Genomic DNA, 21,455 nt, shown 5'->3' on the forward strand with positions numbered 1-21,455 from the left:
GATAATAATAGAAGCTCAAGTAGCCTATAAAACTAAGTAATGACTATTATTAGCCAACTAAGACTTTTTATAGGTCGAAATCGCAGCTAGCTCGATCAGCTATTGCTTATGTTACCTATTGTATTTTGAGTCTTGTTTGGTCAATAGCGACTTAATTAATAGCCACCTGTGATACTGCGCGCAAAAGCACTGCATTACCAGTAGACAAGGTCAAGGTCACACGAGATGTGGTGACAAATGATACTTGCTGACCATTTTTTACCCAGCTCTCATTGGTCGTCACATTGGCTTTGGCTTGTGAACCAGTAATCACCACATTATCTACCGAAATATCATAGCGATAATTAGACGTATCATTCCAACTGTTTTGAAGCAGCTTTAAGTACGCATCTTTATCTAAACTGGTAGATTTACCTTTTCTAGATAAAGAAATAAGCGCGTCATCTGAAACAAGGCGCGATACCTGATTGATGCTCTGGCTATTCGCTGATGCTTTCATTGCGGCGGCATAGTTCTGTACCAAATCTTCGGTCATAGTTGCCGCTTGTGCATTGATACTGATAGTGCTGGCTACTGCTACGATTGCAGTGATGCTGGCGCTTTTCACCAATAGAGCTAATAGCCTATTTCCCAATAATTTTTTCATGATAATCCTTAGCGATATTTTTTTCGTTAGTGTCATATAGTGACGATTAACGCTCTTTTATCATTTATTTTGGCAGTGTATCTGTATAGATATATCTATATAAGTATACTCATATCCTATGCCGAGCCTATCATCGAATTCTCACAGCCATGTGACACCCTGTGTAATTATTGCGAATAAAAACCCAAGCTATCAAATCAAATAATCTTAAGATTTTATGCTGCAGATTCTAGCCATAATAACTATATGCTTTGTGATACTTTGTAGATCTAGCTTGATAGTCAGCCCATAATGAGCTGACCATTTTTAAACCATCAATCTTTAGAACCATCAATACTTATGGTTAAACTGTCAACGTTAGAGTTTGGCTTCGTTAGGACTTAGGTTCGCTGTTACTGTCTTCATACTGCTCATCATCGCTGAGCTTCATGCCCAAACGCTCTACCCGTCTATCCATCATCTGACGTGCTAACGCTTGCATGTCTTCAACACGGTCAATTTCATCGACAATCTCAAGACCCAACAATGTCTCAAACACATCTTCTAACGTGACAAGCCCTTTAACTTCACCATATTCACCCACTGTAATCGCAATATGAATACGATTTTTTAGCATCAACTCTAACAAGTCAAACAGCTTCATTTTAGAGAAAACAAAAGTGATGTCTCGTTGAAACTGCGTTAACGGCTTGTGCATAGCATGGTTAACTTTAGCCAGTAACATGTCCGTTTTTAGGACAAAGCCTGTAATGTTATCTAGGTCACCATCATAGATTGGCAAGCGAGAAAACGTCAGCTTTGGACGATCAACCAATAGCTCAGCAACAGTTTTGTTCTCTTCGAATGCGAGCATCACTGAGCGCGGGGTCATGATATCTTCGACTTTAATAGCGCCAAACGCGAGCAAGTTACGAATGATACGCGACTCTAGTGGGTCAATTTGTCCTGACTCTTCACCGATACTAGCAAGAGCAGCAAACTCGCGGCGGCTAAATGTTTGCGGCTCTTTACCGCGTACCAATAGTTTTGTCAGACGCTCTGAGAACCAGATTAACGGGTATAGTAGCATGATGATGCCACGAACGAAGTACGCAACCAAACCACTTAGTTGACGCCAGTAAACCGTACCCAAAGTTTTTGGGATAATCTCAGACAAGAACAAGATAGCAAGCGTCATGAGGGCGGAAAACAGACCAAACCACGCACTACCAAAGACGATTGTGGCCTGTGCACCCGCACCGATAGAGCCGAGTGTATGAGCAACGGTATTTAACGTTAAAATAGCAGCTAGTGACTGGTCGATATTGTCTACTTTTAGGCTTTTAAGCATTTCTGCTTTTTTGGGACTGGTCTCTTGCACATCTGCAATAAACGATGGCGTCATGCTCAGCAAAACAGACTCTGCTAATGAACAGACAAAAGAGACGCCAATAGCGAGTAAGACAAAAAATATCAATAAAGAAACGCTAAGCGCAGTTGGTGCTGCCGCCTCACTGGATGTTGATACAGCACCAGCTGCCCACACTGCCTGCGGTAGCATAAATATTGCTAATGCAGATAGTGCCGAAAAAGAAGTATAACCAAATCGAGAACTAGTAGTCATTCTCGGGGGAGGTTCTGCAGATGCGTCTTTACGATGGGCGCGCGGACGACATAAACGAGGTACAAACATAAAAGTGGTGAACAAGTTAGGTAACCTAAAAAGAGTAAAAGGAAGATAATGTCATGAGCAATTTATATCGATTTTCAGAGTACTGTTAATAAAGCAATAGAATGCATCTGTCTATCGTATAAATAGTTACTCAAAGCTGATTTAATCGCTATTTCAAAGCTATACTAAGCTTCAAAAAGCCGTAATATGGTTGAATATATAGCATACTAAATACAGGCAATTATTGCCATTTGATAGTAGCATTGATGATACCATTTCACAATAAGTCACCATTTTTAAGTTTTTGTTTTTTGATGACTTTTATTGCCCTACTATTAACGGTTGTATGACGACATCTTTACTAGCCAATTCATGACAGCTATTTAGCCTGACGCTTTATATAGGTTATCTGAATGTAGTAAAAACATTGTTGTCCTATCCGTTGGCTGATAGTATGCCTTGCGCTAAGAAAAACACGCTCAGCCTATGATTAACAGTTACCAAGTCTGGGATTTTTTGTTACTATGCGTCTAATTTTATTATTGTCTATGACTTACTGAGAGATATTATGAGCTTATTTATTCAAGCTGCCCATGCTGCACCAGAGACTGCAGGTGCTGCAGGTCTATTCGGTCAGATTTTACTGCCTGTTGCGTTTTTTGCGATTTTTTACTTCTTGGTCATTCGCCCGCAGTCTAAGCGTACCAAAGAGCACCGTGCCATGGTTAACGCATTGACCGTTGGTAGTGAAATCATTTTTGCTGGTGGTTTAATGGGTCGTATCAAAGCAATCGAAGGCGATTACGCCGTCGTGAGCCTAAACAACAATACTGACGTCAAAGTACAACGTGCTTCTGTTATTTCAGTATTGCCTGCTGGCACGATCGAAAGCGTCTAATTAGAATGTTCACTCGCTTTTATTAGTGAATACTCAATAGTCGTCACATTAACGAATGTAATGACTAAAAAATGACCGTATATGATTTACGGTCATTTTTCGCTATTAGCGCAGTAAGGTAAAATTGCTATATAAATTAAGCTTACTGTTTAGATGTCCTATCTTTATCCAAGTCAGCCATATGATTTTTGGTGACCAGATAAACAGACATCTGTATTATTTGCTTTACTGTTTTATGCGTTACTATCATCGCGGATGATCGCAATGGTGCATGATGACGGCTGCTGAACATAGCACTCGACCGTTGCTATCGCTAACTTCCCATCTGCTAACTTGTGGCCTACGTCGCCAGTCGTTTATCAACTTAAAGAAGTGATTATGCAATATCCCGCTTGGAAATACTTACTAATTGCCGTCGTGCTACTCGTTGCCGGTCTATATGCTGCCCCCAACCTTTACCCTGACGAACCTGCTGTGCAGATTACGAGCGCAGCCGCAGGAACTCAGCTATCTGAAGGCATCTTAACCGAGTCTCAAAGCTTACTCGAAGAGGCAGGTCTAGATAACCACGATGGTACGTTTGAGGGCAACAGCGCGCTGGTACGCCTCAATAACCCAGTCGATCAGCTAAAAGCGCAAGAAGTGCTACGTCAAAACTTGGGCGAAGACTATGTCGTTGCCCTTAACCTAGCACAGACTACCCCGCAGTGGCTACGCGATATCGGTGCAAGACCGATGAAGCTTGGTCTCGATTTGCGTGGTGGTGTACGCTTTGTACTCGAAGTCGATATGGACAAGGCGCTTGAACAGCGTTTGACCAGCGCCAGTCGTGATATGCGACGTGAGCTACGTGCTGAGCGAGTAGCAATCAAAGGTATCAAAACCGAAGATCGCGGCGTGGTATTGCATTTTGCTGATACTGATACTCGTAACCGTGCCCAAAACGTATTACAAGGCTCGATGAGCAATACGTTTAACTTGCAGTCTTCTATTGATGATCAAGGTCCTGCATTGGTCTTATCGTATAACGATGCGACACTTGACGAAATCAATAGCTACGCGGTCAACCAGAACTTGACGACTCTACGTAACCGTATTGCTGAGCTGGGTGTTACCGAAGCTTTGGTACAGTCGCAAGGCGCTAGCCGTATCGTCGTTGAGCTACCTGGTGTACAAGATACTGCTGAAGCAAAACGTGTACTTGGTCGTACTGCAAACCTTGAGTTCCGTATGGTGGCAGAAGATGCTGACACTTATACTGGTGGCATACCTCCAGCGGGCACAGAAGCATTCCCATTCGAAACACTTGATGGTCCTCCTGTATTGTTAGATCGTCAAGCGATCGTCACCGGGGACAAAGTAACCAACGCACAAACTGGCTTGGATGAAAGTGGTCTACCTGAAGTAAGTATTACCTTGGACAGTGCGGGCGGCAAGCTCATGCAGAACGCTACACGTACAGCGGTTGGTCAACAGATGGCTGTATTGTTCATTGAAAACAAACAAAGAATCACTTACGAAGAAGATCCAGCGACTGGTGAGACAACTGAAGTACGCACACCTTACGCTGAAACAAAGGTTATCAACCGCGCCAACATTCAAGCGGTATTGGGTTCATCATTCCGTATTACTGGTCTAGATAGTAGTGCTGAAGCAGCTGAGCTTGCGCTATTGCTACGCTCGGGCGCACTTGCTGCACCGATGTACTTCGTAGAAGAGCGCACTATTGGTCCATCACTCGGTCAAGAAAACATTGATAAAGGATTGTTCTCTACGCAGGTCGGCTATCTATTAGTCTTCGCGTTTATGATTATCTTCTATCGTTTGTTTGGTGTGATTGCCAACGTTGCGCTAGCTGTTAACGTTATTATTATCATTGCCATTATGTCAATTTTGGGTTCATCACTTACCCTACCTGGTATCGCAGGTATCGTTTTGACCATTGGTATGGCAGTTGATGCCAACGTACTGATTTTTGAGCGAATACGAGAAGAGATTGCCAATGGTGTCCGGCCAAAATCAGCCATCGTGGCAGGTTTTGACCGAGCATTTAGTAGTATCTTTGATGCCAACATTACAACCTTATTGGTCGCGTTTATCCTATTTGCGATTGGTACTGGTCCGATTAAAGGCTTTGCGATTACGCTAGCTATTGGTATTGTCAGCTCGCTATTCACTGCAATTTTGGTGACACGTGCACTGGTACAAATTGCTTATGGTAAGCGTAAATCCATCAAAAGTCTGAGCATCGGTTAGGAGAATATTATGGCGATCGATAATAACAACCCTTTAGAACAGCAGAATAATCCTGATCGAAATGGCTCAAACGGTGACACGACCAATGCAAGTACGCGTCGCCGTAACAAACCGCGTCGTGATGGTAAAGGTAGCAATACTAAAACCAATAATCCTACTACTGCAAAGTCAGGTAAAAGCCCTAGTCATCGCGGAGGTAAAGGTCAAAATGCCAAGGACAGTCAAGCGCTGTCTACCGCTGTTGATTCTGACGTAATATCAGGTGACGCCGCTGATGATGCCGCAGCTGTCGCTGAAGGTGGCATCAAAGCGGTTGGCAACCAGCGTATCATTCCATTTATGAAGATAGAAAAGCCGATGGCACTACTATCTTTATTTATGGTGATCGGTAGTATCATTGCTATCGCGGTAAATGGTCTGAACTTAGGACTTGATTTTACTGGTGGTGTCTCAGCAGACGTTCGCTATGAGCAGCCTGTTGAGCAAGTTGCTGTTGTACAAGCACTAGCAGACAATGGCTTTGATGATGCGGTTGTACAGTATCTAGGTACTCGTGAAGAGCTATTGGTACGTCTACCTCCTCAGTCTGATAACGTCGATGGGCTAAGCGCAAATCTAACGCAAGCATTGGCATTACCTAGCAACACCGCTACGATTAGCAACGTAAATATCATCGGTAGCCAAGTTGGTAATGAGGTTTATCTAAATTCAGTCATGGCATTGGTATTGGCACTGGTATGTATGCTTGGCTATGTTGCCCTACGCTTTCAGTTCAAACTGTCTCTAGGTGCCGTACTGTCACTGTTCCATGATGCTGTCGTAACCATCGGTGTATTTGCACTATTCGGCTTTCCGTTTGATTTGACGGTATTGGCTGCTGTATTGGCATTGATTGGTTATTCATTGAACGATACCATCGTTGTCTATGACCGTATTCGTGAAAACTTCCGCCGTGTTCGCGGAATTACGCCAGAACAGACGATTGATTTATCATTGACCGAGACGCTACGCCGTACGATTATGACCATCTCAACTGTTCTATTGGTCGTACTAGCCATGCTCTTCTTGGGCGGTGATGGATTATACTGGTTCTCAGTAGCTCTATTCATCGGTTTGCTTGCGGGTACTTACTCATCGACTTATATCGCCAGCTCGATTCCGCTGCGCATGGGTCTGTCGCGTGATGACTTTATCGTAAAGGTAAAACCAGAGTTTGAAGAAGAAATCGTTACTTTCAACGATCCAAAAATGTTTGAGCAAGACAACGTCTAGTAAGGTATATTAGATAGATTGATACGTTGAACTAGCGTGTTATCAATCTTTATAGAACTACTAAGTGCACAGCTACAACGTTTAAATAAGAGCACCTGACTCATGAATAATGAGTCTAGGTGCTTTTGTCTTTATAGCTATTTTGTCTCTTATATTAAATGTACTTCCTTATCATTTTACGAATACACCTCTTTATCGTTCACGTATAAACGAGTCACCCATGTCAGCTAATTCCGCAACTTCTCACGCGATGCCACCTATTGATACAAGCTATAAGCGTATTGTCGCGATTGCATTGCCTGTGCTACTGGCCAATTTGGCCATGCCATTGCAGAGCGTTATTGATACGGCCATTGTAGGTAATATGAATGACACGGCGAAACTTGCTGGCATGGGTTTGGCCATACAACTGCTGTCGCTATTGCTTGTTAGCTTTAACTTTTTGCAGTATGCATCATCTGGGCTTGCTGCGCAGGCGTTGGGACAATTAGCTAATAACAGCAATACATCGGCCGTATCAGTGCCCACGCCTTTGCTGTCTATCTTGCAACGCGCGTTACTATTGGCGTTTGTTATTGGAGCAATATTGCTACTCGCAAAACCATGGCTGATTGATTTTGGCTTACAAACATTGTCAGCCAATCCTGAGAGTGGACGCGCGGCGAAAACCTACTTAGATGTACGCTTTTGGGGCGTGATCGCAGAGCTGATGAATTTTGCATTTATTGGTTGGTTTGCAGGACAAGGTAAGACCCGTTATATGCTGTATCAGCAGGGTTTTATTGCCGTACTTAATATCGTACTGACTCTGTTTTTTGTATTTGCAATGCAGATGGGATTGGCTGGTGTCGCACTGGGAACCACTATTGCATTTTGGTTTGGAATACTGATGGCACTGTGGTTGAGCCGTCAACATTTAAAAATATCGTGGTCTGTATTATTCAAAGCGGATCGACAGTATTTTACGAAAGAAAAAATGCTTAGGCTATTTTCTTTAAACAAAGATATCTTTGTACGTACGCTTATCTTAACGCTAAGCTTTGCTTGGATTACTCGACTGTCTGCCCAAAGCGGTGATGTCATACTGGCTGCTAACGCTATTTTATTGCAAGTATTAAGTATATCTGCCTTCGCTTTAGATGGTGTCGCTGTCTCTGCTGAAACATTGAGTGGACAAGCTGCAGGAAGGCGCGATTGGCCACGTTTTCGTATTATCATAAAGCGTACAGGCGTGGTTAGTTATGGCCTTGCTATCATGTTGAGCGCCATTTGGTGGCTTGCAATGCCTACATATTTAGGATTTATGACCAATATTGAGTCAGTGTTTGCCCTTGCCTATGATTACCATTTATATGCTGTATTATTGCCTCTTGTCGGCGTTGGTGCCTATTGGCTAGATGGGATATTTTTTGGTTTAACGGCTGGTAGCGTGATCCGTAATGCGGCGCTGATACTGGCTGCTATTTTCTTCCCGTTAAGCTGGTTGCTCTATCAGCAATGGGATATGACTGGTATTTGGCTTAGCGTGTGGTGTCTATTACTATTAAGACTAGTCATTCTAGGCGGGTTTTTGTACCGTGCCAATCAGACTGGCAGTTATGAGAAACTACAACCTGAAGCTTAGTTAATTTTATATTATATTTTTTCTATCAATTTTTACTTTTTAATTTTGCAGCAATACCGTTTGAATCAATAATTTTTATATCAATAGATTTATAAAAATATCATAAGAAAAATTTAGGATATCGTGTGAATACTCATTCAAATGAACTAAGTCATCAACCTGAAAGTCACTATCAATGGACTGAAGGCTTTAAGAAAAGCTTGCCAGTTGCTATGGGCTATCTGCCTGCCGGTATTGCCTTTGGTGTACTCGCACAGGTAGCAGGTATCCCGATATGGGCAACGATTATGCTCAGTATCGTTCTCTATGCTGGTGCAGCTCAGTACGCTTGTCTGCCTATGCTGAGCGCTGGCCTACCGATTGGCAGTATCGCCACCAATATTGCCGCGATTAATCTACGCCACGTATTCTATGGTATGCCGTTATTACAGTATCTACCAAAAAATAAGCTGGCCAAGACGTATTGTCTGTTCGCTTTGACTGATGAGACTTTTTCGATCATGACAAGCTTACCAAATGAGTCACGACGAGCCCTGATACTTCCTATCAGCCTATTTAACCAAAGCTGGTGGGTACTGGCGAGTACGGTTGGCGTAATGATTGGCAGTACGCTCAGTGATTTGGTGCCAAATTTAGATTTTGCGTTGGTTTGTCTGTTTGCAATTCTCGCTTATGAGCAATTTCAAAGTATCAAACGCTACTTCCCGATTGGTATTGCCGTGCTTGGCTTAATCATTGCTTCGCTATTTACCAGTGACTGGTTGCTACTAGTAGCCATCACTATCTGTATGTTTATGATCTTGGTACGGGGGTTTTTGATAGAGCGTCAAAAGACGGGAGACTCTTATGACCAGTAGTTATCTTATTTTTGCCACGCTTGCCATGGCAGCAGTGACCTTTATCACTCGTGCATTGCCAGCACTGATACCTAGAAAGCTGCTAGATACACCTTGGCTACATCGATTAAATGAGAGTTTGCCATTATCAGTGATGGTGCTGCTTATTTTGACTAGCCTCTCCTATCAAGACCTATCGACGACTGTTGCTTTAAGCGACACTGAATTACATCTATTAATGGCACAAGTCGGTGCACTTATTTTGGTATTGTTTATCTATCATATCAGCCGTCAGCTTTTGGTCAGTATGGTTGTCGGTATTGCAGCAATCAATGGTCTGTTTTGGTTATTTAACAGTTTTTTGGGCTAAAACTGTTTCGCCCATTCATATAAACGCCAGTACCCTTAGCGATATTTTAAACATAAAGAAGCTAGATTCTATTTAGAATCTAGCTTTTTATTATCTGAAAATAATTGCTTTAATTTAGCTTAAAGCTCTTCTACACCCATCATATCAACTGGGGTATCAGCAACTATCTGTACGCCTTTTTTACCAGTTTTGGCAGTATCATTACGCTGCTCTTGCAGGTGATCAAGATACGCTTCATTGATCTGACCAGTGATGTAACAGCCGTTAAATACCGCACAATCAAAGCCTTCTACTCGGCTGTGTTTGGTATCTTTTACCGCATCAATCAAATCATCCAAATCTTGGAAAATCAAACGATCAGCGCCGATGATATCACGTACTTCTTCAACGCTATTGCCTGAGGCAATAAGCTCGCTACGTACTGGCATATCGATGCCATATACGTTTGGAAATTTCACTGGTGGCGCAGCACTAGCAAAAAACACCTTGTTAGCACCAGCATCTCGTGCCATTTGAATAATTTCATGACAGGTCGTACCACGAACGATAGAATCATCAACCAACAGTACGTTTTTGCCTTTGAACTCTAGCGGCACAGCACTTAGTTTCTGGCGAACTGATTTCTTGCGCTGTTGCTGACCTGGCATAATAAACGTACGACCGATGTAGCGGTTTTTCATAAACCCTTCACGGTACTTGACGTTCATTTTTAGCGCCAGCTCCATCGCTGAAGTACGCGAGGTATCTGGAATTGGAATGACCACGTCGATATCATGATCCTCACCCCATTCAGCAAGGATTTTATCTGCCAGTTTCTCACCCATGCGTAGGCGTGATTTATAAACTGAGATATTGTCCATAATCGAATCTGGACGAGCAAAGTACACATATTCAAAAATACAAGGCGTGTATTCTTTTTGCTCGACGCACTGATGCGTATGTAGCTTATGGTTTAAATCAATAAAGATCGCTTCGCCTGGTTTTACATCACGAACGATAGTAAAACCAGAACCTGTCAATGCAACTGATTCAGAAGCAACCATATATTCAGTGCCGCCATTCGGTGCCATACGCTTACCAAAGATAAGTGGACGGATACCATTTGGATCGCGGAATGCAAGTAAGCCATGACCAGTGATCAAAGCGACAACGCCATAAGCGCCTTCACAGCGTTTATAGACAGCTTTTACTGCTTCAAAGATATCATCAGCCGTTGGATGTGTTTTGCCTAGATTCTGCATCTCATGTGCCAGTACGTTTAACAGTACTTCAGAATCTGAGTCAGTATTAAGGTGGCGGCGATCTTCGATGTACAAAGATTTGGCCAAACTCTCAGCATTGGTCAAGTTACCATTATGAGCAAGGGTAATACCATACGGTGAGTTGACATAGAATGGCTGAGCTTCAGCGCTGCTAGAAGTACCAGCTGTCGGGTAACGAACGTGACCAATACCGAACTTACCAACCAGTTTCATCATATGACGATTCATAAATACGTCACGTACCATGCCATTTTCTTTACGTAGATAGAGTCGCCCATCTTGCAAAGTGACAATACCTGCTGCATCTTGCCCGCGATGCTGTAGCATCGTCAAACCGTCATAAAGAATCTGATTGACTGGTTCGTGAGCTGCAACTCCAATGACTCCACACATAATAGCTATATCCTATTTTGACTCATACATTAGTACGACAATAACGGCAAACTTAACGACAGTATATTGCTAAAACCATTCACTGTCGCACGCCGCTAACCTGATGATATTGTAAGAAACTTAACGAGATTTTTCGATAATCTATGTTTGATTATCAGTGACACGTGCAAACATTTAGAAGTATAAAAAGAAGTAAAATAATAGACAGTTAGATAAAATAATAGGCAATTAAACAGTTACGACTGATTGACCTGATCCCAAGCCATGCCTAATACGTCCGATACTAGAGCCTTGCCCATCGGTGCATATGGCATCAGCTCAGGCGCTAGTACTGAGGTTTGCCACTGCGGCATCTGTACTAGCAATGGCGCACTGACGCTCAATACAACCAAGACCATTAGTACGTTTTTGGCAGCACCCAGTACGCCGCCCGCCATTTTGTCCAAGACGCCCAAACGTAAGGTTTTAAGCACGCCTGAGAATACAAACGCCATCAGATGCATGATTGCTAATATGGCAATCACTACCAATAAAAAGGCCATAGCCATCTGTAACACAGGGTTTTGTACGATACCCGTTAATTGAGGCGACACTACTCCTGCCAGCCTAGTAGCAGCGATAAGAGCGATAAACCAACCTACCAAGCCTATTGCTGTTTTAATCAGTCCTACTTGAAAGCCGCGCCATAAGCCAATCAAGACAACGATAGCAATCACAATATCTAAACCACTCATGCTCTACGCCTTATTACCTTATTTATTGGGTTAGCTTTCCATGGCATCGTAATAGCCACCGATTGCCTGAATGCAAGACTGCACCAGTCCAGGACCACGATAGATAAGCCCTGTGTAGAGCTGTACCATGTCTGCGCCTGCTTCGATTTTTTTGACGGCTTTGGCACCACTATCGATACCGCCTACGCCTATCAAAGCGACTTTACCATCTAATTGATCAGAGAACTGTTGCAAAATCTGGGTACTAATATGACTCACAGGACGACCAGATAAGCCGCCCATTTGGTCGCCATCACGCAAGTCTTCGACACCTACGCGGCTCAATGTCGTATTAGTGGCAATCAAACCATCAATTTCAAAGTCTATTAATTGCTGTGAGATATAATCAACTTGCAATGGCTCTAAATCTGGAGCAACTTTAAGCACTAATGGAACATAGAAACCATATTCAGTAGCTAACTGACTGTGACGATTTTTAATTGTATCCATCAGCTGAGTCAGCGCTTCACCACTTTGCAAATCACGTAAGTTTTTGGTGTTTGGGGATGAGATGTTGACCGTGATGTATGAGGCGTGCGGATACACACGTTCTAAGCAATACACATAATCATCGGCGGCTTGCTCTACCGGCGTATCAGCATTTTTACCAATATTGATACCGATATTGCCTTTGTATTTGCAGCGTTTGACATTGTCGATTAGATAATCAACGCCTTCATTGTTAAAGCCCATACGATTGATAATCGCGTCTGCTTGCTTGATTCTAAACAGCCTTGGCTTGTCGTTGCCTACTTGCGGTCTTGGCGTGACGGTTCCTACTTCTATAAAACCAAATCCTAGCTCAGCCAGCGCGTCAATATAATCGCCGTTTTTGTCCATGCCTGCTGCCAGACCAACTGGGTTAGAGAACTGCAAACCCATACAGTCTGTTGGTTGCATTGACTGACCATACGCCAAGCCTAAAACACGCGCTTTATGCGCTTTATCCAATAAAGATAGTGTCATCTCATGGGCGTGTTCGGGATCCATATTAAACAAAAAAGGACGAAGTAAGGCATAAGACATAGTGATGGCAAACCCTGCTTGGAAGAAATAGTGAATAAAAAATGCGAATGAAATCGGGCGCAGCGATTATATCAGCTTAACAGAAATAAGAGCAAAGTTTCAGTCGCTAAATTTCTACATTTAAGCAGTAACCAATACTAATGAATCTCTGCTACATAACGATAAATTGTCGTTTTCTAAGCTAAAAACATAGCACGAAGGTACTCTTAAACATCTACGGTACTGGACGCCCATCAGTCAACGCAATCCAACCACGTATAATGCGATATAAATGCCAGATAAAGGTAAAGGTCATAATCAGCAAACCAAGCCCGGCCAATAATATTGAGCCAATAGCGATATTGCCACTATCCGCCAGTACGCTAACGCCAAAGCCGCCCAATGCAAAGGTAATCAAAATGATGCCAATAACGAACCAAACAATACTGTACCAAAAGGTCTTGATTTGCCAGTCAAAATGCGTGGCTAACCATGACCCGTTAGCATCATGGCGCTTGGCATAATTCATGACAATCGGCACAATCCATAGTAAACCCGCAGTAAAGTAGCTGATCACATATAAGAAATAAGTGATATGGTTATAAGTAATTAAAGAACGGCGCTTATCGTTGCTCATACTGTCCCGCATTATGTGAGGTTTTCCTTACTGGTAATATTTTTATTCAATAGTCATATGATTAACTATTTAATGGAGCCAGATAAATGGCTTTTCAATGATACCAACGATAAAGCATTATTTTGCTGTCGAGGTTTGAGTGTTGAATACTAGACACACAGTGTTATAAGTATCTAAAATTTCTATCACAGTCTGACGCGTTTTAAGAAGTGACCGTTGCTTGTACCTGAATAGCTTTATTGGTCAGATCTTGCTGCATAGATAGCTGTGTAAATTGCCAACCTTGCTGTTCAAGCTTACCCAGTGCAGTGCTGACAACCGCTTGACTAGGATGCGTAAAGCTCAGTTGCACTGCATCACCAGTCGCAACCACCTGAGCACCTGCTATACCTGAGTTATTGAGCAGCGCGTTAATACGACTAGCAGGAGGCATATCAACCTCTCCAGTAGCGTTGTTACCAGAATTCAATGCACTACTATCAATATTACCTGCTTGAGCACGCAACCAAAAATAATCCGCCACTTGTTCCTGATAGTCACTCTTACTATCGCTCGCTGCTTGATGAACGCTATAGCCACCATAGCCGCCAATAAACAACAGTAGAAATACGGACAATATAGCTAATGCTAGCTGATCACGGGGAGGTAATGCTTGCCAACGCGTCGTTAGTACATTTTGATAATTGTTCATACGCTCTGAGAATACATGAGCCTTAGTACTGGTTGCAGAGACAGCTGCATTACGTTTGGTACGGCGTTGTAATCGTTTCATGTTTTGACCTTTATTACCAATACCTTGATGAGTTACGACGCTGCCGCATTATTTGCCATGTCGCTACTTTCTACAATATTGTTTTCTACCACATTGACGGTGACTTGACCACTAAACTGACCTTGCTCATTACTATTCACTTGCGCAAGTTTGGCATTTAAGCCTTGTGCTACCAGTGTACTCGTAAATTTATCAAGACTACCGCGATCTGGGGCAATCAAGGTGAAACTGAGCGCTGATGGCTGCATGACCAGTGACTGTGCATGCAATGAGGACTGTTTAATCAATGGTGATATGCGCGACAGTGCGGCCATATGTGATGCAGGCGCTTGGCTATCACTACGCAGTTTTGGTTGCAGCTGTACTTGCAGTTTGGTGCGCGTACTCAGTGGCTCATCGGCGAACCAAGATTGATACTGTGCCGCAATTGCAGTCTTGGTTGCTGCGGTCGCTTCATTATACTTATACCACTGCACACCATCGGTTGCCATTTGCAGCACTAACGCTGATAGCGCAACCATCATCGCCACTCGCAAATATGGTGATAGTTGTGAGTCAGTAGATTTCATAAAGAAATTAAGCGCGTGACGTTCAGGACTGTCAATTGGCTTAGGTACTGTAGGCAGGGTCGTCAGCAATAGCTGATGATCAGCGATCAGCGCTTTAGTTTGTGGCACTGAATCTGTGGATGATGAGGAATCTAGTGAGTCAACAGATCGGTCAATAGGTGTCTCAATAGAAGGCAAGACCATTACCTCACTTAAATGCGGAAAACGCTCAAACATTAGCGGTAAATAGCTAACGGCCATACCCTGACGCAATGATTGGCGCAGCAGCATAGTCTGCGAATCTTGATAAAGGGTTACTTGTTGACCTGCGCCCTCTTCTGGCGGTGGCAACAATAAAAAATCTGGCAGTAACGCTACTATATTCATACCGGCTAGCTGCGCGCTTTGTTGCCAGGACTCAATGTCGTTTTGTGCCAGTGCATACAGTTGCGTCGTATCAGCATGGCTCAATTGGCGGATGTTTAATTGCTCAATAGGTGTTAATGACGTTTCTTCAAATAAGTACTGCTTGCCGCTATTACCCAGCTGTTTAAGCTGAGCAGCATTGAGCGCCGTGTCTACTTGCAACGCATGACTTGAGGGAAAATATAGACAAAGCGTCTTTTGGCTATTGGACTTATAGTTACCATAGATTGTCTGTAGCTGTTGCCAACCGTCAACCATTTGCCATTGCTGTACATCTTCGTGCCAGACAGCTAGCGGGCTATGCTGCGCTCGTAACCAAACATGTAACACTAAACGTGTCCTCAATTATTGCTGCAGTTATCAAAATATCGTTAATGATTAATGCGGTTTTTGAAATGACTGGATGACTTTATACAATTAATAATTGGCATGCTTCTCGCCAATACCATTTCAAATCCGTTATATTCAATCAACTATGGTCTAGCAAGTTACATATAAACAAAATATTAGAATATCTAGTCTAGTACGGCTGGTCAGGAACAAAACGAGCAACTTCCGTTGCCATGCCAGTCATCACAAACTCCATATCAAACACTCTGGCTTCCGCTAGAGAGAACGACTCTGGATAATCGCCTGTCAGCAATCCCGCGATATAGGCGACGATAGACATATGACAAACAACGACCAAACACTCAGCTTCAATATTGGCAATATCTATCAGAGCTTGGCGAGCATCATCCGAGGGCGTTATATTGTCCTGCACAGATGAGACTACTTGCGGCGCTCGCGACTGGAACGCAGATAAAGTCTGCTGCGCTCTAATATAAGGGCTAACCACAAAACGATCTGGACTATAGTGAGTGGTCACATACTCTGCCGTTTGCGCTGCTTGCTGCTGACCAAAGTCCGTCAGCTGACGCGCGCTATCTGGACGTGTTTCGTCTTCTGCTTGACCATGACGTACTAATATAATTTTCATAACCTTCCTTGGAGCGCTAAGTTCGACTTTCTTAATACTGCCTTCTAATAATATATCTTACTTATCAGTATCGCCGTCTTTGCTCTTAGTATTACTACTAGAGGTTTTCATATGAGCGGTAAGTGCTGCATTACTATGATCATGCGCCATGACAAACTCAACATCGCTACGGAACCCAGCTTCCATCAGATGTAGCGCAACGCCTAAAGCAGCTTTGTCTTCATAAATAACTGCATAGAGCGCATGGGTAATTGGCATATAGATACCCGCTTTGGTCGCCTTTTCATGAACTTGTTGAATGGTATTTACCCCTTCAGCAGTTTGGCCAAGCTTTTTGACCGCAGCATCAATACTCATACCGCGTCCAAGCATATTACCAATACGATAGTTACGACTCAGCTCTGAGCTACAAGTAGCATATAAATCGCCTACGCCAGATAAGCCCAAGAAGGTGAGCGGATTGGCGCCTTCTTCAACGCCGAAACGACTCATTTCTGCCAAAGCACGAGTAAGAATCATCGCTTTAGTATTCTCACCTACTTTGTAAGCTGCCGCCATACCCATGGCAATTGCGTAGATGTTTTTTAGCGCGCCGCCAAGCTCGACGCCGCGTATATCATCACTAGCAAATACTCTAAAGAAGGCACTATGTAATGCTGCTTGCACGGCATGACGCAATGGTTCCGACTCACTTGCGATAACCGTAGCAGACGGCATATTTTTCATGATTTCTATAGCAAGGTTCGGCCCTGACATGACGCCAAAGTTCACTTCTGGCAACACTTCTTTGATGATATCACTCATCATCGCAAAGGTGTCTTTTTCCATACCTTTAGTCAACGACACAATGGACTGACCACTGATAAAAGGCGCGATGTTTTTTAGCGTTTCGCGAAAGGCCAAACCTGGCACAGCAATAAAAATAATGTCTTTGTCTTTGACACTTGCCGCCAAATCATGGCTGTATTTCAATCGATCATCAAGCTTATAGCCCGGTAGATACTTTTTATTGGTCTGTGTTTTAGCCATCGCTTTTACCGTACGCTTATTACGTACCCACAGCGTAGTATCACAGCCATTACGTGCAGCTAAATTTGCCATTGCTGTACCGAAGCTACCACCACCTAAAAACGCCAAACGCAGCTTGGTTGGATTGCTATGAATGTCTGCCATATCCTTTGCCACAGCTGATTCAACAGAACTAGGATTTGACTTTTTACGGCCGAGACCTGACTTGGTTGCCCGCTCAAAAATACCGGCAAGCATACCATTCTGCTTTTCAGACGACTCTTTGTCCGTTTCATTATTAGCACTGGTGTTGTTTTTATTACTATTATTAGGGCTTGTCATGTTCTTTTATCCGTGTTGACTGACGTATTATCAATAGAATCTATCGTGCTCAGCTATTGGCCTTATTATCTTTGAATTACAACTTTGTGAAATTATAATCTTATTAATCGACAGTACTGAGCTACATTACGACTCGAAGCGAACTAGCGGCTCGATATCAATAGGCTTGCGTTTGGACTCATCTTTGGGACTTGTGCCAGTATAAACAAAAGCGGTCACATAATCATCTGCGCCTACACCGAAATACGCTTTTACTGCAGGCTCATTACATAACAGCCCAGTGCGCCAAACGGTACTAAATCCTTGAGCTTTTAATGCCAAAATTAGATTTTGTACAGCAGCACCCACACTTAACATCTGCTCAAAAGGCGGTACTTTTTTGTGCTCTTGCATTTGAGTCACAGCCGTTATGATTAGCGGCGCTCGCAGCGGCATATTTTTAGTTTTAGTGATGGTTTTTTCAGACAACTCTTCGCCATCTTGTAGCGCTTTTGCTTGGGCAGCTTCGAGCAAGGCACGGCCTAATTCATGGCGCGCCTCACCTTGCGTCACGATAAACCGCCACGGACGTAATTTTTTATGATCTGGCGCAGTTGCCGCACACTCAATGGCAGATTCAATCTGTGCACGCGTCGGTGCTGGCTCATCTAGATTGCCCATACTGCGTCTTGAATTGATCCAACCTATCAGCTCATCACTGGTAGATGAGATATCATTCGCTGCTACGTTCTTCACAGACAGTTTGTTGTCTTCTATTTCTTGGCTTTCATTATCAGTATTGTCAGTTGTAGTCATTGTTTTATCCTTATTTATTATTATCTATCACTACTTAATATTTATAATATCATTTTCTTATTTTTTAACAGTTATAGAGCCGTTGATAGCGACACATAGGCAGCCTCAACTCAGCGATAAACTACGCAACATCTTCGACTCGATGATCCATGCGTAGATAGTCTTCTGACTGCATCTCAAGCAGACGTGAGCGAGTACGTTCAATCTCAAACGCCAACTTCTCTCCTTGGTACAAGTCTAGAATCGGCTGCTCTGCCCGTACCAATAATTTCACACGGCGATCATAAAATTCATCGACGAGATAAATAAAGCGGCGCGTTGGATCACGCAAGTCGTCATCTAGTGCTGGTACAGAGTCAACTAAAACAGTACTAAAACGTTTGGCAAGCTCAATAAAATCAGCGGCTGATCGCGGCGCCATACAAAGATGACGGAAGTCACAGAATAAGATATCTTCGGTACAAGCGTTGATTTTCACTTCTCGTCCATTGATAGTAATGGGCTCTTTACTAATTTTCTGATTATTTGACAAGCTCGCAAAACGGTTGGCTAACCAATGGTAGTTCGCCTTAGTAAGCGGCGCTTCGTATAGCTCAGCTTGTTGCAATACGCGCAGACGATAATCAATTCCCGAGTCGATATTCATTACCGTCGTATGACGCTCAACTTCCGCAATGGCAGGCATAAAACGGTCACGATGTAAGCCATCTTTATATAGTCCAGCTGGCTCAATGTTTGAAGTGGCAACCAAAGTAATACCGCGATTGAACAGCATAGTGAACAAATCACCCAATATCATGGCATCAGAGACATTAGAAACAAAAAACTCATCAAAACAGATGATAACCGCTTCTTTATAAATAATATCGGCGACTTTTTCGAGTGGATCGCTCTCACCTTGTAGTTTGTTAAGCTCTCTATGGACACGCTGCATAAAATGATGAAAATGCAGACGCATTTTGCGCTCGATGGTCAACGAGTCATAAAACATGTCCATCATCCACGTTTTACCGCGGCCAACACCGCCCCACATATAAAGACCCGTTGGCGCGACAGGCTTAGATTTTAAAAAGCCAAAAAAACCTTTCTTTTGCGGTGCACTATTGATGAGCTGATGGTATATCTCATCAAGATAGCTCATGGCCTGAAATTGCTGCTCATCCCGAGTAAACTCATCTGTACTGACGGCTTTCTCGTAACGTTGCAATGGAGATAAACTCATAATACGACTCATCGTTGGATTAAATAAATATCAAAATAGTAGGATAATTTAGCATAACGCTGGTGCTACCAAGCAAGCCATGCTAAACCATATCAAAACGGAAACAATCAAGCTGAGTTAGCTATGAATAAACTTAGCTGTTCTGCCCAAAGCTATGCTTGTCTAATAAACCTTTGAGCTCTGATAAGCGACCATGAAAGAAATGACCCGCGCCATCGACCACGCTGATTTCAATGCCTAATCGGTCTGCAAATGCCTGCATATTATCAGGTTCAATTACTTCATCCGCATTACCATAAATCTCAAAAGTTCTATCCGCAGGCAAATTAATATCAGTACTGTCGTTTTTTTCGACTGATGGTGCGATCAGGGCAATTTTCGTTACTTCAAAGTCACCCAATCCCCATATATGTGCGGCTTCAAGCACTTGCTCAGCTACGCGTGCCGTGACATAGCCACCAAAAGAAAAACCACCTAGCCATAGCTTTCGAGCATTGGTTTGTTCAGCAATCCATTGTAGCACGGTCATCGCATCGACCACTTCACCTTCCGCGTAATCATGCTCGCCGGTGGACTGCCCCACACCGCGAAAATTAAAGCGCACCACATGCATACCATTGTCGCGGGCAAAGCGATACATGGTGGTGACCACCTTGTTATTCATCGTACCATCAAATAACGGATTGGGATGGCACAGCAGCGCCACCGTGTCTGTATTTGGGTCATTAGGATTGTCATTTTGCCACAGTGCGTCAACCTCGAGCACGCCAGCAGGAGCAGGAATTAATTGCATAGTATTACTTATTAATAAAAAATGAATGGCTCAATTATCCTAGATACAATTTATATTTCAAGTGATTTGCTGTGTACGGATGCGACTTGTTTTATGTTAGCCCAAAGTTGATACCCAGCAGCTGAGTATATGATTTATTTAAGCACGCTTTTTTTGTCATAAATTGGATAGGTAATACTGCTGTAATACCGCACACAATAAGCGTCTAGACAGGTAATATCTAGATGCGCTAAATTCATGAAGCTTTGCCTATCGCTAAGACGTTCTGTTTATATACATTAGGAATTATTTATGAATACCTTTAACAAAACTGCCAGTTTAGGTGCAATATTGGCCGGTGCGCTCGTTTTAAGCGCTTGTCAAAGCACGCCATCATCGCCAGTGATTCAACGTGCCAACTCTATTTATGAAACCACGGGAATCGCTGATACCAAGGTCAAAGCACAACAAAATGCGATCGATAGTGCTCAAAAAACTTGTCGAAGCAAGCAAGTGATTATCGTTGATGACAACGTAAAATATAACGGTATCTTAAATGAGCGTACTGGCCGTATGGTTGGCCAAGTAGGTGCTGTCGTTGGCTCGATATTTGGCACGGGCACACCAGATTTGTCACGTAGCGATGATTATGAATACACCATTAACTTCCGTTGCCAATAAATATCGTCAATACCATATAAATCAAATACAGTGTCAGGCTCACTCAGCCTACTATTTGTAGCACTTTCGCTTGCCTTCCTTATATCTGAATTATCTTGGACCGACTATATCTAGATAAAAATATCTATCTACTTTTCTCTACACGACAATCTCTTTTAGACGGAAATAGGTTTACGATCTAACCGCTAACATTAAGTGACATACAATTCTTCTCTGATTAAACAGCCAACAAACTGCGATATAGATAATATATCAATCAAAGCTTGTTGGCTTCGCTTTTTGTACTT

The 21,455-nt window shown here is 43.0% G+C and carries 20 protein-coding genes; 7 read left to right on the forward strand and 13 right to left on the reverse strand.

Annotated features, from left to right (window positions below; genetic code table 11):
* Positions 1 to 151: 151 nt before the first annotated feature.
* A complete protein-coding gene (locus tag QL898_RS05675; RefSeq protein ID WP_101205368.1) occupies positions 152 to 646 on the reverse strand; it encodes a hypothetical protein in 495 nt (164 codons plus the stop codon).
* A gap of 373 nt (positions 647 to 1,019) precedes the next feature.
* A complete protein-coding gene (locus QL898_RS05680; protein WP_290176170.1) occupies positions 1,020 to 2,318 on the reverse strand; it encodes a hemolysin family protein in 1,299 nt (432 codons plus the stop codon).
* Between the two features lie 547 nt (positions 2,319 to 2,865).
* On the opposite strand from QL898_RS05680, the gene yajC reads away from it, so the two are divergent.
* The 6 genes from yajC to QL898_RS05710 all read left to right on the forward strand — a co-directional run bounded on the left by yajC (position 2,866) and on the right by QL898_RS05710 (position 9,553).
* Entirely contained in the window at positions 2,866 to 3,195 is a 330-nt protein-coding gene (yajC, locus tag QL898_RS05685; RefSeq protein WP_057759529.1) for a preprotein translocase subunit YajC, read from the forward strand.
* Between the two features lie 378 nt (positions 3,196 to 3,573).
* Positions 3,574 to 5,451: a protein translocase subunit SecD gene (secD, locus tag QL898_RS05690; RefSeq protein WP_101205370.1), complete on the forward strand. Its 1,878-nt coding sequence runs from the start codon at positions 3,574 to 3,576 to the stop codon at positions 5,449 to 5,451.
* A 9-nt stretch (positions 5,452 to 5,460) separates the two neighbouring features.
* Complete coding sequence (gene secF, locus QL898_RS05695) at positions 5,461 to 6,723, forward strand: protein translocase subunit SecF (protein ID WP_290176124.1); 1,263 nt, start codon at positions 5,461 to 5,463, stop codon at positions 6,721 to 6,723.
* A gap of 220 nt (positions 6,724 to 6,943) precedes the next feature.
* The gene (locus tag QL898_RS05700; RefSeq protein WP_290176125.1) at positions 6,944 to 8,347 is read left to right on the forward strand and encodes an MATE family efflux transporter; all 1,404 of its coding nucleotides are present in this window, start codon (positions 6,944 to 6,946) and stop codon (positions 8,345 to 8,347) included.
* Positions 8,348 to 8,472: 125 nt separating this feature from the next.
* Positions 8,473 to 9,204 (forward strand): AzlC family ABC transporter permease, encoded by a 732-nt coding sequence (locus QL898_RS05705; RefSeq protein ID WP_290176126.1) that lies wholly within the window; start codon positions 8,473 to 8,475, stop codon positions 9,202 to 9,204.
* Complete coding sequence (locus tag QL898_RS05710; protein WP_290176127.1) at positions 9,194 to 9,553, forward strand: AzlD domain-containing protein; 360 nt, start codon at positions 9,194 to 9,196, stop codon at positions 9,551 to 9,553. Before QL898_RS05705 ends, QL898_RS05710 begins: the two co-directional genes overlap by 11 nt.
* 119 nt (positions 9,554 to 9,672) lie before the next feature.
* On the opposite strand, the gene purF is transcribed toward QL898_RS05710, so the two are convergent.
* From purF to QL898_RS05765, 11 genes are all read right to left on the reverse strand, one after another.
* Entirely contained in the window at positions 9,673 to 11,208 is a 1,536-nt protein-coding gene (gene purF, locus QL898_RS05715; RefSeq protein ID WP_101205374.1) for an amidophosphoribosyltransferase, read from the reverse strand.
* Between the two features lie 236 nt (positions 11,209 to 11,444).
* Positions 11,445 to 11,942, reverse strand: a complete 498-nt coding sequence (locus QL898_RS05720) for a CvpA family protein (RefSeq protein ID WP_057759516.1) — start codon at positions 11,940 to 11,942, stop codon at positions 11,445 to 11,447.
* A 30-nt stretch (positions 11,943 to 11,972) separates the two neighbouring features.
* A complete protein-coding gene (locus QL898_RS05725) occupies positions 11,973 to 13,007 on the reverse strand; it encodes a quinone-dependent dihydroorotate dehydrogenase (protein WP_114700991.1) in 1,035 nt (344 codons plus the stop codon).
* Positions 13,008 to 13,221: 214 nt separating this feature from the next.
* Positions 13,222 to 13,623, reverse strand: coding sequence for a hypothetical protein (locus QL898_RS05730; protein ID WP_227526596.1), 402 nt, complete (start codon positions 13,621 to 13,623; stop codon positions 13,222 to 13,224).
* 202 nt (positions 13,624 to 13,825) lie between these two features.
* Positions 13,826 to 14,395, reverse strand: coding sequence for a type II secretion system protein GspM (gene gspM / locus QL898_RS05735; RefSeq protein WP_290176128.1), 570 nt, complete (start codon positions 14,393 to 14,395; stop codon positions 13,826 to 13,828).
* A gap of 32 nt (positions 14,396 to 14,427) precedes the next feature.
* Positions 14,428 to 15,699, reverse strand: a complete 1,272-nt coding sequence (gene gspL, locus QL898_RS05740; protein WP_290176129.1) for a type II secretion system protein GspL — start codon at positions 15,697 to 15,699, stop codon at positions 14,428 to 14,430.
* Between the two features lie 190 nt (positions 15,700 to 15,889).
* Positions 15,890 to 16,348, reverse strand: coding sequence for a histidine phosphatase family protein (locus QL898_RS05745; protein WP_290176130.1), 459 nt, complete (start codon positions 16,346 to 16,348; stop codon positions 15,890 to 15,892).
* A 57-nt stretch (positions 16,349 to 16,405) separates the two neighbouring features.
* Entirely contained in the window at positions 16,406 to 17,698 is a 1,293-nt protein-coding gene (locus tag QL898_RS05750; RefSeq protein WP_290176131.1) for an NAD(P)H-dependent glycerol-3-phosphate dehydrogenase, read from the reverse strand.
* Between the two features lie 126 nt (positions 17,699 to 17,824).
* The gene (locus QL898_RS05755) at positions 17,825 to 18,493 is read right to left on the reverse strand and encodes a nitroreductase (protein WP_290176132.1); all 669 of its coding nucleotides are present in this window, start codon (positions 18,491 to 18,493) and stop codon (positions 17,825 to 17,827) included.
* Positions 18,494 to 18,614: 121 nt separating this feature from the next.
* Complete coding sequence (zapE, locus tag QL898_RS05760) at positions 18,615 to 19,715, reverse strand: cell division protein ZapE (protein WP_057759500.1); 1,101 nt, start codon at positions 19,713 to 19,715, stop codon at positions 18,615 to 18,617.
* Positions 19,716 to 19,848: 133 nt separating this feature from the next.
* Entirely contained in the window at positions 19,849 to 20,508 is a 660-nt protein-coding gene (locus QL898_RS05765) for an alpha/beta fold hydrolase (RefSeq protein ID WP_290176133.1), read from the reverse strand.
* Positions 20,509 to 20,799: 291 nt separating this feature from the next.
* Between QL898_RS05765 and QL898_RS05770 the strand changes: the two genes are divergently transcribed.
* Positions 20,800 to 21,168 carry a hypothetical protein gene (locus QL898_RS05770; RefSeq protein ID WP_290176134.1) on the forward strand — a complete coding sequence of 123 codons (369 nt, stop codon included), beginning with the start codon at positions 20,800 to 20,802 and terminating at the stop codon, positions 21,166 to 21,168.
* The last annotated feature ends 287 nt before the right edge of the window (positions 21,169 to 21,455 follow it).

This window comes from Psychrobacter sp. APC 3279 (assembly GCF_030407795.1).
Taxonomy (GTDB): Bacteria; Pseudomonadota; Gammaproteobacteria; order Pseudomonadales; family Moraxellaceae; genus Psychrobacter.

What these genes read in the sequence shown, in the direction of transcription:
- QL898_RS05675 (WP_101205368.1), bottom strand. Translation starts at nt 646, where the DNA reads ATGAAAAAATTATTGGGAAATAGGCTATTAGCTCTATTGGTGAAAAGC.
- QL898_RS05680 (WP_290176170.1), bottom strand. Translation starts at nt 2,318, where the DNA reads ATGTTTGTACCTCGTTTATGTCGTCCGCGCGCCCATCGTAAAGACGCA.
- yajC (WP_057759529.1), top strand. Translation starts at nt 2,866, where the DNA reads ATGAGCTTATTTATTCAAGCTGCCCATGCTGCACCAGAGACTGCAGGT.
- secD (WP_101205370.1), top strand. Translation starts at nt 3,574, where the DNA reads ATGCAATATCCCGCTTGGAAATACTTACTAATTGCCGTCGTGCTACTC.
- secF (WP_290176124.1), top strand. Translation starts at nt 5,461, where the DNA reads ATGGCGATCGATAATAACAACCCTTTAGAACAGCAGAATAATCCTGAT.
- QL898_RS05700 (WP_290176125.1), top strand. Translation starts at nt 6,944, where the DNA reads ATGTCAGCTAATTCCGCAACTTCTCACGCGATGCCACCTATTGATACA.
- QL898_RS05710 (WP_290176127.1), top strand. Translation starts at nt 9,194, where the DNA reads ATGACCAGTAGTTATCTTATTTTTGCCACGCTTGCCATGGCAGCAGTG.
- purF (WP_101205374.1), bottom strand. Translation starts at nt 11,208, where the DNA reads ATGTGTGGAGTCATTGGAGTTGCAGCTCACGAACCAGTCAATCAGATT.
- QL898_RS05720 (WP_057759516.1), bottom strand. Translation starts at nt 11,942, where the DNA reads ATGAGTGGTTTAGATATTGTGATTGCTATCGTTGTCTTGATTGGCTTA.
- QL898_RS05725 (WP_114700991.1), bottom strand. Translation starts at nt 13,007, where the DNA reads ATGTCTTATGCCTTACTTCGTCCTTTTTTGTTTAATATGGATCCCGAA.
- QL898_RS05730 (WP_227526596.1), bottom strand. Translation starts at nt 13,623, where the DNA reads ATGAGCAACGATAAGCGCCGTTCTTTAATTACTTATAACCATATCACT.
- gspM (WP_290176128.1), bottom strand. Translation starts at nt 14,395, where the DNA reads ATGAAACGATTACAACGCCGTACCAAACGTAATGCAGCTGTCTCTGCA.
- QL898_RS05745 (WP_290176130.1), bottom strand. Translation starts at nt 16,348, where the DNA reads ATGAAAATTATATTAGTACGTCATGGTCAAGCAGAAGACGAAACACGT.
- QL898_RS05750 (WP_290176131.1), bottom strand. Translation starts at nt 17,698, where the DNA reads ATGACAAGCCCTAATAATAGTAATAAAAACAACACCAGTGCTAATAAT.
- QL898_RS05755 (WP_290176132.1), bottom strand. Translation starts at nt 18,493, where the DNA reads ATGACTACAACTGACAATACTGATAATGAAAGCCAAGAAATAGAAGAC.
- zapE (WP_057759500.1), bottom strand. Translation starts at nt 19,715, where the DNA reads ATGAGTTTATCTCCATTGCAACGTTACGAGAAAGCCGTCAGTACAGAT.
- QL898_RS05765 (WP_290176133.1), bottom strand. Translation starts at nt 20,508, where the DNA reads ATGCAATTAATTCCTGCTCCTGCTGGCGTGCTCGAGGTTGACGCACTG.
- QL898_RS05770 (WP_290176134.1), top strand. Translation starts at nt 20,800, where the DNA reads ATGAATACCTTTAACAAAACTGCCAGTTTAGGTGCAATATTGGCCGGT.